Consider the following 14,398-nt stretch of genomic DNA (forward strand, 5'->3'; position numbering starts at 1 on the left):
TTTATCCATTCAGAGTGAGAGAAAGGGGGACATTGTCTCTCTTTCCTCTCTGAAAAATAAATGTTTTTATTGCTTATTATCCGCACCCAAAAAGTTGCATTTATAAGTTGAACTCAAGGATGAAATTTATCATCTTTCAGCTATAATACGGCCCCATACCTTTTTATAAAAAATCAAGACTTTTTAGTTATAAGGTACAATGCCCCATTGAGATGCATAAGCATCTTGAATTTCTTTAGTTTTAAAACATACAATCTCCAGATTTGAATAAAAATCAATGGTAGCATCTACCCATGCTAGGGAAGTATCTAATTCGTCAGCCGGATACCATTCTGAATATTCTCCGTCATTTTCTTTGTTTCTATAATAAACTGAATACCATGAAACTTCCGTTTCGCCAGACATAACGCCAATACTAGAGTATAGTTTGGCCCAAATTTCCGTTAACAGAAATAATTTATAACCAATATCATCACCATCTGGTAATCTAACTGTTTTATCAAGCCAATTTACATTATTAACAAGCATTCCATTCTTATCAATAAAAAGATTTTGCTCAAAATCTTTACTATACCAATACTCTTTTTGAGTAGAATTGTATCTAACTCCAAGAATAAAGTCACAATAAACAGTTTGTGCCGATGTAATGTCTGTCCATTGATAATAAGTATACACACTAACGTTTCCGTTTACATAAGGACCAGAAGAGCCGTCATCATATGTTTCATCATAAAATCCTAATGTAATATCTAGTACGTAGTCATTGCTTTCAGCATAAGGAAAATCTACATCAAATTTAACTTCAAAAGAAGCATTTGTTATAGATCCTCCTTTCTCTTGAGAAACGACATCATTGAAAAGTACAATACTTGAACCCTTTGTCTTTAAAGTGACCAACGCATTGCATCTCTCAAATGGGTACGTGTATGATTTTCCACCATCAATTTGTATATCCAACTTAATTTGATGTTTCCCAAAAGATATTGGAATATTAGATTTCACATTTTCATCGCCACGTAAAGAAAGACGCCCTGTTAAATCCTCCTGATTATCAATATATACAAAGCATTCATCCACATGTTTACCTGTATTATACTGATAATCAAAATAAGGTTTTGTGAATAAGTTCAGATTAACCATACATATATTATCACTTGCCCCATCACTTAACAGTCCTTGCTGCGCATCTCTTTGCATCAATGCAGTCTCTTCATATTCCATAAAACCATTACCATCACATGAGATAGCAAACAAAGGAATAATTAAAAATAACATCGATTTGATAATTTGTTCTTTTTTCATGGTATTACATTTTATTAGTTCATTAATTGAAACAATAGTCGAAAATCTCTTATTATTTCTATCTTCTATATTATTTGTTCAACTCAATACATCCCATAATGAAAGGTCCTGTTGCTTTAGCATCATTATCTCTCATTTTCTCTCCTATATAATACTCGAAACTGCCGTCACGGTAAGGCTTACCACCTAATCCACCCACTTGGCAACATTTTGTCAATGTCAATGTTCCGTCCGAATTTGAGATTAGTAGTTTATCACACAGACCTTTAAAGGCCTTTTCTGCAATGGCACGATACTGACTATCAATATATCCTTTATTCACTGCTTTCATATAAGCATACATACATTGTGTCGTAACAGAAGCTTCCGGGAAATTACCGGTACGTGAAGGTTGATCAATCACCTGATACCATAAGCCATTTTTATCTTGGTATTTTGAAAGAGTCTCCGCTAATTCCTTCGTCCATTTAATCATATCAGCATAGCCTGAATGATCTTGGGGAATATATTCCAAAGCATCTACCAAAGCCATAAACCACCAACCAATACTACGTCCCCAGAAATTAGGAGAATGGCCTGTTTCCGGATCAGCCCAGCGCTGACTCCGGTCCTCATTCCATGCATGATAATAAAGTCCCGTCTTGGTATCGTATGTATGCTGATGGCAGAGAGTGAACTGTTTAACAGCCTCATCAATCCATTCCGGACGATTAAATTCAGCTCCATATCTAGCCATAAAAGGAGAAGCCATATACAATCCATCCAACCACATCTGATTAGGGTATATTTTCTTATGCCAGAAACCTCCATCTGTTGTACGAGGTTGCTTTTTTAGCTGATCTATCAAATTCTCGATAGCCAATTTATATTTCTCCTTTTTGGTTTCATTGTACAAATCAAACAGAACTTTTCCGGAATTGATATAATCCAAATTATAGGTTTCTTTCTTATATAAATGAATCTCTCCTTTATCGTCTACCAAAGAATCAGCCCATGCCTCTACATAATCAAAGTACCTACGGTCTCCTGTTTTCTTCCAAACTTGTAACATCGCACAACAACCTACTCCTTGCGCATAACCAAAATACAGGCGTTTTCCATGATCCAGTTGCCACGCTTCCGGGAAACGACGAATTTCCGAATCGGCAAACAGACGATAATAAGTGTCGGGAGCAAAAGTATCCGTACGGAAAGGAACTGCCGGAAGTCCAGCTTTATTAAACAGATTCACTCTAAAGAAAGTCCCATAACCGTAGCGTACAGCTACAGGTGCAGAGACATAAGTTGAAGAAAGTGTTATCGAACTTCCATTAATCACAGCATCAGCCGGATAAAACCGCGCATCATTGCCGGCAATAAAAAATCCTTTTACCGGTTCATTGCCGGGTGTCTGCAGGCCACCTTCCGCAAATGCAAAATCTAATGTAATTTCTCTCCCATTCACTTTCATTGATTTGTAGAGAGGTCCTGAATAAACAATCTTTTTACCATATTGCTTTGCTAATGCCCAAGCTGCCAGCCGTTCGCCCGGTGCAACTTTATTTCGTGGATGTATGTCGGTAGAATCGGCTGCATCCGTCACTACTGCCATACCAATATTTTCAAGTCCACTTAACCATGTTTTTAATTGTGCTTCACGAATACCTGCCGGTTGCTTGTAATGTGGTGCAATCTGTACGAAATAGAAAGGCATATCCGGCTGATTCCATTCTTTCCGCCAACTATTAATCAGGTTAGTAAATACTTCCTGATATTTCTCATAACGAACAGAGTTGGATTCTCCCTGATACCAGATATTTCCTTTTACAGTGTACCCTACCATAGGAGCAATCATGCCATTCCACAAAGTAGCCGGAACCTTACACTTATCTTTTTCCCTACTCACCTTTTCTTTTGAATATTGTTTTAAGACATCAGCATACAGCGGATTGTTTTCCATCACTTTCATACTTGTCCAAGATTCAGCATGTGTTCCTCCCCAAGTAGACTGAATCAATCCAACCGGTGTACTCAATTCTTTATACAATTTACGTCCAAAGACAAATCCTACAGCAGAAAAGTCTTTCAGATTCTCCGGATTACAAACCACCCACTTTCCAACGCAATCTTCTTTTTCATCATCAGGTGCCAGTTGATGCTCTACATGAAACAGGCGGATTTCCGGGAAATCAGCATCTTTCATTTCTTCCGCTTCATTCAACATTCCTGTTTTCCATTTCACTTGCGGATTACGGGCTACGGGAAATTCCATATTTGACTGTCCCGTACAAAGCCAAACTTCACCTATTAATATATTATTGATCCGGATCTTATTATCACCTTTCAACATTACAGATTGTCCGGAAGTAGCAGCCGGTGTTTGTATCATCAGTTCCCAATGACCGTTTGCTAAAGCAGTCACCTTGTATTTCTTATGATCCCATGAAGTCTTTACCAAAATCTTTTCTCCGGGACGTGCTTTTCCCCAAAAACGTACTTTCGCATTTTGCTGAAGTACCATATTATCTGATAATATAGAGGGAAGTTGTATATCTGCATGAATACCTATTGGAAAGAAACAGACCAATAACCACAGACAAAAAATAATTCTACAGAATTTCATTGTATTTTATAGTTTTAGATTCAATATTTTACTGAATAAGCACATGTCAAAGATACCGCATTACATGGTAGAGTTAAAGAAAAGGAATATGGAGAATTCGACTTTCTTATGTAAATTCATATGTGTACAGCCCATCACACGCCTATTTTGTACGATTTTACAGGCTATGTACGATTTTCCAGTCTTTCTACCATTCTTTTTTAATTCACTTTATTTATCTCAACCTTTCTCATAACCAATGCATCAATAATATCTTCATCTATCTTCACATCTTTTTTAGCCGTAATAGTCAAATTGTCAAAACAGAAATTGGATAATTTATATTGTTTTGATTTCTCTACAGCAAAAAAGGAATCACAATCCAGATGAATATTACGCATTGTAATATAGCTGGAATACGAGACTGGCATATCCTTGCGATCTTTCAAATCATAAAACTGTGTCCAAGGAGCAATAAAGATACAATTGCGGACATTTCCTTTTATGTCTTCAACGAGGATGTACTTATATTGTTGGGGAGTATCCGGACGCATTTTCAACCACAACAGGCGTTTAGCCTGATCCAGATTGCAACGTCGAAGAATTATATTATGATTATATATCGATTCACTACCGCAAGTCAGCACTCCGTGACAGAATCCAAAAGTACAGTCTTCAATGATAATATCACAATTGCCACCATTATCGGGATCTTGATCAGCCCATGGTCCTTTGCCACCTTTTAATGCAATTGCGTCATCATTAACCGACATATAGCATCCCTTGACAAGTACATTTTTACACGCATCAATATCGATTGCATCCGTACTTGGAGCCTTTACGGGAAAAGAAGGTGAAAAGATATGCAAATTCAAAAGTTTTACGCTATCACACTTATAAATGTGAGTTGTCCAAAACGGAGAATTAACAAGTCGCACATCTGAAACTTGTACATTATTGCTATGAGATATATGAAGTAGACGAGGACGCAATTCATCCATATTAGTACATTTAGGAATAACACGCCTCCGCAACCAGAATGACTTCCAATATCGTTCACCGTTTCCATCAACTTTTCCTTTTCCGGAAAGGGTGAAACCATCTACCTTATCAACATTAATCAAAGCTGAAAAGTACTTTAGGTTCTGTCCCTCCATACGTGTTTCTATTACAGGAAAGTTGCTAATATCGTCACTACCTTTTAATATAGCTTTCTCTTCCAAATGCAAGTGTGTTCCCGGCTTAAAGAACAGCGCACCACTAAGATAAGTACCTTCAGGTATAACAATGACTCCGCCTCCATTATTAGACGCCAAATCTATAACAGCCTGAATTTTCTCTGTCTGTAACAGTGTACTATCATTCACTACTCCATAGTCGGTAATCAAGAGACTCTTTCCTAATCCATTTATATCAGTTTTTTCATTTTTGTAAAACCAATCCGGTATAATTTTACCATCGGGAAATTTTTCCTGACTAAACAGTTGCAGACTGCAACATGTCGCTACTATTAAAAATGCTGACTTTATCATTTTCTATATCTCGTTACTTTTTTGCAAAAGTACCGCATGTTTCCATTTGCCCCAAAGCAAAAGATATGGAGATATTGATTTTCTTATGGAGTTCTATACAAAGGATTCAAATACTATTTATCTATATACAATATTCCATATTCAGACTTATTTTTGTACATATATCGAATTAAAATAAAACGCTCTCTACAGTATCAAAAAAGCGCATCCTCTTTATAAAAGAAGACACGCTACGATAGAGTTAAGTTTTTCTTATATCATTTATTCCGGGATGAACAATCCGGTAGACTATTATTTTGTAAACACAATCTCTCCTTTACGTCCGCCACCACGAAGAAAGATTTCATAAGTACTATTTCCTGATTCTTTTATTTTCAGCAGATCCAAATCCGTATTCTTTGTTTGTTCCCCGCGTATAACCGTTTTTAATACCCCTCCTGTTGTCCGGTCCAGTTCCACTCTTTGACATTTTAAACACCCGGCTCCAAGTAGTACTTCCCGCAGTATAATGTTCCATTATCTCTGCTTCCGTCACTCGATATGTACCTTGCCGGATATATACAGTATCTCCTGCCATCACTTTTGATTGTGCTTTACCCAACGTGGCAAAAGGCTTATCAATCGTCCCACTGTTTGAATCGCTTCCATTAGTAGCCACAAAATAATTCGTAGCCGAAAGAGAAAAGAGGAAACATCCTATAAAAAAAAGAAGAAGGCTAATACGTTTCATTGTATATTAAGTATTATGTAGCAGCAAAGCTACTGTTTTTTATACCATAGGAGCTGTAATATCGTACGTAAAGAATAGAATTTTGTCTTTTCTACTTCAATTATCAGACAAATTCCAGCATTAACAATCATAGTTCATAATAACAATAGTTTGATATAAGGATAAAAATGCATCCTTTATATACAAATTTGCAGGTGAATACTCTCCCAATCCACTTCCTTTGTAGAAAGAAAATATTCAATCTTTATAACAATATAATTATGAAAAACTTATTTTATGCGCTTACATTTTTTAGTTTTGTCACAGCTTGTAGTGATAATTCAGTCCAAAATCCAACACCACCTCCCGTGTCTGATAATGGTGATAACAATAATATGCAAGTTGTTGAGTTTCTAAGAAATCGTGCTATGGTGGCAAGTTATAACACTATCTTTCCTAATAAAGAAACAGAAAGAATAGAAAGAAAAGGCGTACTACTCAGCTGGAGATGGCTTTCCACCGATCCGGACGATATTGGTTTTGATATCTACCGCAAAGAAGGTAACTATAAATTCCAAAAGCTAAACAAAACTCCGATTATCAATAGTTCTAATTACAAAGATTTAACAGCAAACATTAATAAGATTCTCAAATACGAAGTTCGACAAGCAAATACCAATAATATTTTATGTTCATGTAACTTTACTCCGGAAATGGCACAGAACTTTTACCGGACGGTCCCATTAAACAATAATAATCTGCCATATCCCGATTTAGTATATAAAGCTTCGGATGCAGCTATTGGCGATTTAGACGGCGACGGAGATTATGAATTGGTTCTGAAACGTGAAGTGTCACCTCTTGACAATGGTAGCACGGGAATTGGAATTACTCCCGGAAGTTGCCTGTTAGAAGCATACAAGCTAACAACCGGGACATTTTTATGGCGTATCGATTTAGGCTCTAATATCCGGCAAGGTATTCATTATACTCCCTTCATTGTATATGACCTGAATGGAGATGGCAAGGCGGAGATCGCAGTCCGCACCTCCGAAGGTACCGTTTTCGGGGACGGAACGAAAATAGGCGATGTCAACCAAGATGGAATAACCGACTATGTAGACAGGGCTCCCCAAAGTGCCACTTATGGCAGAATTATCACAGGGCCGGAATTCTTATCTATCATTGAAGGCAGAACCGGAAAGGAAGTAGCCCGAACCGACTATATCTACCGTGGTGAAAAAAATAAATGGGTGACATATTGGGGAGATAATTGGGCAAACAGGATGGATCGTTTTCTGATGGGAGTCGGACACTTCAGATCTCAAAAAGGAATTCCAAGCCTACTCATGTGCAGAGGATATTATAAGAACTACCAGATTGTAGCTTTAGATTTTACTGATAACAAAATAACAGAGCGATGGCATTTTGATACAGCTGACAACTATTCGGATTATATAGGGCAAGGTAATCATAATTTAGCAGTCGGAGATATAGATGATGACGGAAAAGACGAAGTCTTATATGGGGCATGTGTCATAGACCATAACGGTAAAGGGCTATATAGCACAAAATTAGGACATGGTGATGCCATGCATTTGGGCAAATTTGATCCTACACAGGAAGGGTATCAAGTAGTAGTCTGCCATGAAGAACCCAAGGAGTATGGAAATATTGGAACAGAATTCCGGGATGCCAGAACGGGCAGGATATTACATTATATTCCCGGAAACGGCAAGGACGTAGGACGTTGTATGGTCGCAGATGTTGATCCGGACAGTCCCGGATGTGAATATTGGTCGTCAGAACCGGACGGTGTCATGTATTCCTGCAAAGGAAATGAACTGACAGGTAAAAGGGCACCTATAGCCAAAGGTGGTGATACATCATACAATATGACAATCTGGTGGAGTGGATCATTAAACAGGCAAATGCTTGATTACCTCGTTATTCACAGCTATACCGACGGACGTTTGTTCAATGGCAGCGATTGGGGTGTAAAAACAGCCAGCGGAACCAAAAACAATGCCTGTTTTTATGGCGATATTTGGGGAGACTGGCGGGAAGAAGTTATCTTCGTTGATGAAAATGATACAGAGCTAAGAATCTTTACTACTGATTTTGAAACCGACTATCGTTTCCATCCTCTAATGGACGACCATTTATATCGTTTAAGCGCTACACATCAGAACATAGGTTACAACCAGCCCACTCATCCGGGTTACTATATCGGTTCTGACTTGAACAAATAAAAAAGAAAGGCGTGTATGCTTTCCGCAAAGAACATACACGCTTTTTATAAAACTAACCCTATTCAAAACTCTATCATTTCCTTACCTCAATAAATATCAGAAAGCAAATACATATCGGGAGCTTACTCCAGGTCTGTCGTATTTCAATCCATCAACTTTGGTACTTCCACTGCTTGTCAACTGTACTCCAAATATACTTGTATTATTACGCTCTGTAGACGACCAATAATACATGTCATTTTTCAGTCCGTCACTACCTGTTATTTTTCCCAACTGCGTATTCATCGTTTCCCAATTAGTTACCATTGCCCTCAAATCACCGACAGAAGGAATAAACCAACCGGAAGAAATACTCGGAGCAACCAAATTATAGTTATTCAAGGAATTCACTAAAAGTGACTTATTCTTTGCTTCCGCATATTTTTTAATTACTTCCGTGTGATTATACCCTAATCGCTGATCCCTCGACGTACCATTCAATGTTCCGGTAGACGCCGATCCATCCCATCCCATCGGACTTAAATCAATATAGGAATTTCTTTCGGCAAACTCTGTACGATACCAAACTCTTATTTCATCTTTCTCCCCAAAAACAATATTGGTATTCTCTTTCAGCCCCAAAACCAATCCATGGGTACAGCCCGGATGATCACGCAATAATGCATCCTGACGTTCAGAATAAGTAAATTCATTATCTTCTGTAAAAGGATATAACACAGAAGGCATCGGATTACCAACAAAATAAACGACTCCTACACAATCATCGCTAACAGGAGCATTATCGTCAACAGAAGCCAACGCGCCATTAGAATATATCAGATCACCCACTTTCAACTCATGATCCACAGTTTGCAGTCCTCCGTCTATCTCACAATAAATATACTCTCCGGCTTTCAACTTTGTCGCATCTATCGAGTATTTTTTAAGCCCGTTGTCTACTGAACTGATAAAACTTCCTCCTATTTGCTCTACTTTTTTTGTCGGATTTACCAAAACACGGTAAGTCGTTGTTTCCTTATCATAATAAGGAATGATCACCTGCTCACCAATAGAAAATTTCACCTCTCTCAAAGATACACTGTAAGATGGCAGTTCAGGAGAAACCTCATTAGTGAAATTATAAGTAACAGAAGGCAGTTCGGCTACCATCAAGGCCATCCGATGATTCATTACAAAAGTTATTGTACTTCCGTCTGCTGAAGCCTCCCCTGTCATTAAATCATTATTTGTATATCTGTCACCACTCAGATCTGTGTCAACAGTCCAGTTCCCCACAATCGTTTCAAACGGATCCTCCTTCGTCATATCTATAGTTATATTTTCCTTATAAGGATAATACGCATAAAAAGTCACGGTTTCCAAATCTTCCGTACACGAAAGACGTCCTCCGTCAATTCCCCATATTCCATCATTATACGTCGCAAGGACATTTTTAATGAAAACTTCCTTATCACTATTTACCGCAAAAATACCAATCGCATCCCCGTCCGAAAAAGTTGTCTTGTAAGTCACATCAGTGACAGCACGACTTACATTGCCATTTTGTTGAATACTGGAATCAACCACCTCAATCTTTAATATATTACTATTGACGGCCAGCTTGGCATCCTCATCCTGCGAACATGCCACCATCAGAAAAGAACCGAGCAATACATAAATTACAAAAATGAATTTACAATATCTCATAATATTTCTTCTTTTAAATGTTTAATTATCATATAACTCCATACTTATTGACCTGCCCCCCTGACTCACAATAGTTTGAGTATTTCCCCCATCCCATTGTACATCTCCTGGTTCAACTCCTGTAATAGTATTACCGTCACTTGTATTAATTTCCTGACGATCTCCTTCAACCCATCCCTGAACTTCTCCAGATTCGACAGTTACATAAATCGTTTCATCCCTCTCACTGATTATTACAGTGTACGGATGTATGTGTCCGGGAACCAGGTCCATCTCACCAATCTTCTTGATAAAAGATTTCCCGCCCATTTCTATCTCAAAAGTAACCTCTGAAACTTTTTGAGGAAATACAATCAATGAAGTCCGCATATTTTCACCGGCCATAACCTTCTGAGATAACGCCAAAGCCGGTGCATCTTCGACAACAGCGGTCGTGCCGTCTATTGTATTGAAAGTTCCTTTAAGTTTCAAGCCAATCAACGTATAAGTTATGTCATCCAACGTCAAACCGTCTTTTCCTTCAAAAGAAAAATCAATCCTGCTCATCTGATGCGAAAAAGCAAAGTTGACATCCGGATTGTTCCGTCCGGCTTCCGTAGTCGCATAAAGAAAATCAATGGACATTTGCTTTTCCTGTGTTTGTTTATCCGAAGTCGTTTCCACTGTTATACAATCGGCAACCATAACGGAAGTCTCCGTAAATGGATAATAGGCGGACAATACATGTTCCTGTTTTCCCAGGAAATAAATAGACTGATTCTCGTCAAATGCTGCAAACGAAGATAAATTTCCTGTATATTTATAGGAAATATTTACATCATCTTCACAAGTTACCCCTATACGATCACCATCAGTCCACGTAGTACCAACAGTCCGGGACTTCTCCACAACCTCCGTGATTGTTCCCGAGATTGCCGCTTTCACCCCGACGATATCATCGCCGGAGTAATCATAGCTGCTACATCCCCAACATAAGATAGACAATGCAGCAATAAATGGCATTTTTCTTTTCATAAGACTATAATTTAACAAGTTATATTTTCGGAATAAAGACTGTTATTGTAATGTTACGCTCATCAATCCAATCACTACATCATTAGCAACGGTTTCCAATGTCAGTTCTTTCAGAGTCTTATTCTTGTCCAACGGAATATCCAGCATGACACCGGCGCCACCTTCAAATCTGCGGTCGGCAGATCCGCGAAGTTTCAAAGCCTTTCCCAAATCACGACTCACGATTCCTGTTTTTAAATGAAACCGATACGGGCGAGGTCTGGGAGCATCAAAAGCAAAATCATCCAGATAAAAGTCCTGCTCAATCGGACACCAATTATCAGGGTTTACCAATTCCAGCACCTCTGAAGTTCCATCTGTATAATATACACGTACAATTCCGTTGGCTATCCGGCACTGCATATGATTGGTGCTCCCTACAAGCAACAAATAAGCATGGGAAGCTTTTCCAGAGAGAGGAACCTTCACCATATCCGGATAATTATCCCATAAAGAAGTGTAAGCGATATTGTTACCTTCTTTCATTACACGGAAAGGAATACCAAGTGAAGTTTTATACATATTATCCTTCACCAAGCTACGTAAGCCGGAATCATCAATTTCAGCAGTCAGCAATGGATGGCACCATTCTCCAATTCCCTGAGTCGGTAACTGCAAAGTTGTATAAGGAGAACGTGGAGATAAATACTCATTTTTAAAAATATCCGCTACAGAAGAATTAAACTGCTTATCCATGTTTACCACACGACATTTACCAGTTTCAATATTTTCAAATCCATTGTATACGACTTGAGGAACATTGACATAGACATTGACAGGTTGCCACCATTCCATATTCCCTTGACGAGTGTACACAAAGAAAGTATGATGTCCTTTCTTATCTTTATTCACTTTCGACGAAAGCTTGGTTGTGTTTACCTTCTTCGTTACCAGAACATTTTGCGGGTCATATACTTTAAGAAACGAAATACCCTGAGGAGCGTTCAAGTCTACCTGTCCTTCCAGCGTAGTAACAATTTCATCATTTGCAATCTGTTGTAAGACATTACCTTCCCATTGAATCTCGATTTCAGCTTTGGTGACAGCCGGTACAGAAACAACAATCAGAGGATACCCATTCGCAGCTTCTTCCGTCTTCCATTTCACAGCTTTTCCATTCACCTTTACCAAACGGATCTTATCCTTCACTGCATTCACTTGCAACGTCAAGGCCAATGGTTCTTTGAAACGTTGTGTCACATTATAAATATCCATATCACCCTTACGTAAGAATTCATAAGCTAAATCAGCCATTGACATAGACGCCTTATCCCACGCCATAGGAAATCCCGGGCGGATCACCAATTTTCCATTCAGAGCATCCGGCGAAACGCCATACAAGCCCTGTATCAAAGTGCGGGATGTTATACCTATTTGGTCTGCAAAATCACGGTAAGTTTCCCGGCGAACAGCATCATACAAACTTATTTGTCCGAAATTGCCAGGACTTTTCCCAAGGTACATCCCATCCAGAATAGAACCTTTCAACAAATTAAAACCATCGTCTCCACGCCCTGCCTGAAAAAAAGCAAGCGCAGTATGCATCACCTCGGCAAACGCCACATTATTCACACTCCACACATAAGGCATCCAGTTCGTAGTGGATAATGTTTCATAATCACGATCCAACCCATCTGCAAATACCGGAATATGCGGAATAGAGGTATCGACATACCGGGTTGCCTGATAAGCCTGGAAAGGATCGGCTGTTTCACTATCTATCGCGTGATAGATAGTCCACAAACCAGCGCTTTCATGTAAACGCTTATGCCCCATGAAATCTTGAAACTCGGCCCAATGCCCTTTATCTTTTATCCAAAGCCTTTCATTCATCGCTTTCAATATCTTATCCGCCTCTTTTTCATAGGGAGTAGCATCTTCCCCTATCTTTTCAGCCAGCATAGCGGCCAATTTATTAGCACGATAGTTATACGCTGACGAATGAGTTACAGCTCCACTGTTATAATAAAGTGCATCACTGGCCCAAATACAGCAATAAGCATCATACAGCCCGTCATTATCAGGGTCATAATTCAATTTTTCCCATGCCAGATGACTAGTCAATACAAGCCACATTTTACGTACATAGTCCAAATCGCCGGTCCAGTTGAAATGCCAGAGCAACTCATCAATGTAGCAAAGATTCATATCATAATGATGCATTTGATCCTTTCGGTAAGGAGTACGGCAAATATACCCGTTACTGTAATGCGGGGTACCCCATTTTTTTACCGAACGTGCCAAATGTAAAGCAGTATCCTGTGTAGGATGAGGTATTGTCGCAGGGACATCCGTAACCTGACTTGCTGCATACGAATCGAAATGCGTACGAGCCCTATCATGCCAGCCAATAAAATCACCGATATAAGCAGCACGCCAGCCATTTAATTGCGAACGCCAGCCAATAGCGCCGTGAAGCCATATTTTGCCATCCCATATTCCATCAGCGGCAGCCGCCAAAGCCCCTCCCAATGGATTAAAATAGGGATCCGGAGTAGAAATCTGAAGAGATGACTCTATCTCCGAACGCCACTTTTCAGACTTATCGTATAGGGAAGTTCCTTCAACAAGAGCTGGTAAACGTAACTCCTGATCTTCCACAACAATATAAGCAGTCGTTCCATCCAAACTCAATTTATAATGTTTCTGTTCTTTCGGAAGTTGGGGAGCATCAAAACTATCAGCACGATCAGCACCCATATCACCATTGCGGCTTAAATTCTTCGCTCTAATCTCTGAAATATAGCAATGTAAAAGAGCCCCCTCCGGCATATCCTTCATTGTAAACCGCCATATCCCTCCTTCTGCGTCAGGAAATGCCAGTACGGAGATATTTAATTCACCTTTGCCCAACAAAGGATCTGTCAGACGATAAGTACGCCTTCCCGCCCTGTATCTGGCCTCACAAAATTTTAAAGAATCAAGGGCTATACTTTGATTACCACATTGCAAGCGAAAACAGATATGCTTACTATCCTTCGGCTTATAAGTAGCAAACACAGGCCGGTCGCTCGTTTCAATCCTAAAGTCTGTAATACCTCCGTACAATGCACGAGTATAGCGATTCTTGCCGTTCACACAAACAAAATCATTACCATCCGGACGATATTGTATAGTACGTTTTATCCCTTTTTTACGTTCAATTTGGGAAATTGTCTTTGTTATATGCGCCCCATCTGTCGCTGCTTGTACAACAAGTGAGAACGCAGAGCACATCAGAAAACCAATCAAACAACTTTTATTCATATTTTCCTATCCTATATTTATTACATTTACTTCAATT

The 14,398-nt window shown here is 39.0% G+C and carries 7 protein-coding genes and 1 pseudogene; 1 reads left to right on the forward strand and 7 read right to left on the reverse strand.

Translation table 11 applies throughout. The annotated features are described in order from the left end of the window. Positions 1-183: 183 nt before the first annotated feature. From N5O98_RS16180 to N5O98_RS16195, 4 genes and pseudogenes are all read right to left on the reverse strand, one after another. The gene (locus tag N5O98_RS16180) at positions 184-1,302 is read right to left on the reverse strand and encodes a hypothetical protein (protein WP_004320939.1); all 1,119 of its coding nucleotides are present in this window, start codon (positions 1,300-1,302) and stop codon (positions 184-186) included. A 70-nt stretch (positions 1,303-1,372) separates the two neighbouring features. Continuing rightward, on the reverse strand, positions 1,373-3,802 hold the full coding sequence (locus tag N5O98_RS16185; protein ID WP_008650794.1) for a glycoside hydrolase family 88 protein: 2,430 nt from the start codon (positions 3,800-3,802) through the stop codon (positions 1,373-1,375). A gap of 302 nt (positions 3,803-4,104) precedes the next feature. Next, a complete protein-coding gene (locus N5O98_RS16190) occupies positions 4,105-5,415 on the reverse strand; it encodes a rhamnogalacturonidase (protein ID WP_004320941.1) in 1,311 nt (436 codons plus the stop codon). 436 nt (positions 5,416-5,851) lie between these two features. Continuing rightward, positions 5,852-6,145 (reverse strand): annotated as a pseudogene (locus N5O98_RS16195) (right-handed parallel beta-helix repeat-containing protein); the annotation flags it as partial. A 260-nt stretch (positions 6,146-6,405) separates the two neighbouring features. Here N5O98_RS16195 and N5O98_RS16200 point away from each other — a divergent pair. Beyond that, a complete protein-coding gene (locus N5O98_RS16200) occupies positions 6,406-8,376 on the forward strand; it encodes a rhamnogalacturonan lyase (RefSeq protein WP_008645566.1) in 1,971 nt (656 codons plus the stop codon). Positions 8,377-8,472: 96 nt separating this feature from the next. Here the strand turns inward: N5O98_RS16200 and N5O98_RS16205 are convergent, their stop codons facing one another. The 3 genes from N5O98_RS16205 to N5O98_RS16215 are packed head-to-tail and all read right to left on the reverse strand — an operon-like array spanning position 8,473 to position 14,361. After that, positions 8,473-10,062: a fimbrillin family protein gene (locus N5O98_RS16205; protein ID WP_004308514.1), complete on the reverse strand. Its 1,590-nt coding sequence runs from the start codon at positions 10,060-10,062 to the stop codon at positions 8,473-8,475. A 21-nt stretch (positions 10,063-10,083) separates the two neighbouring features. Beyond that, positions 10,084-11,076 carry a fimbrillin family protein gene (locus N5O98_RS16210; protein ID WP_008650787.1) on the reverse strand — a complete coding sequence of 331 codons (993 nt, stop codon included), beginning with the start codon at positions 11,074-11,076 and terminating at the stop codon, positions 10,084-10,086. A gap of 42 nt (positions 11,077-11,118) precedes the next feature. Beyond that, the gene (locus N5O98_RS16215; protein WP_008775435.1) at positions 11,119-14,361 is read right to left on the reverse strand and encodes a DUF4450 domain-containing protein; all 3,243 of its coding nucleotides are present in this window, start codon (positions 14,359-14,361) and stop codon (positions 11,119-11,121) included. Positions 14,362-14,398 lie beyond the last annotated feature (37 nt).

Source organism: Bacteroides sp. LFL-34, from assembly GCF_027257075.1.
GTDB lineage: Bacteria > Bacteroidota > Bacteroidia > Bacteroidales > Bacteroidaceae > Bacteroides > Bacteroides ovatus.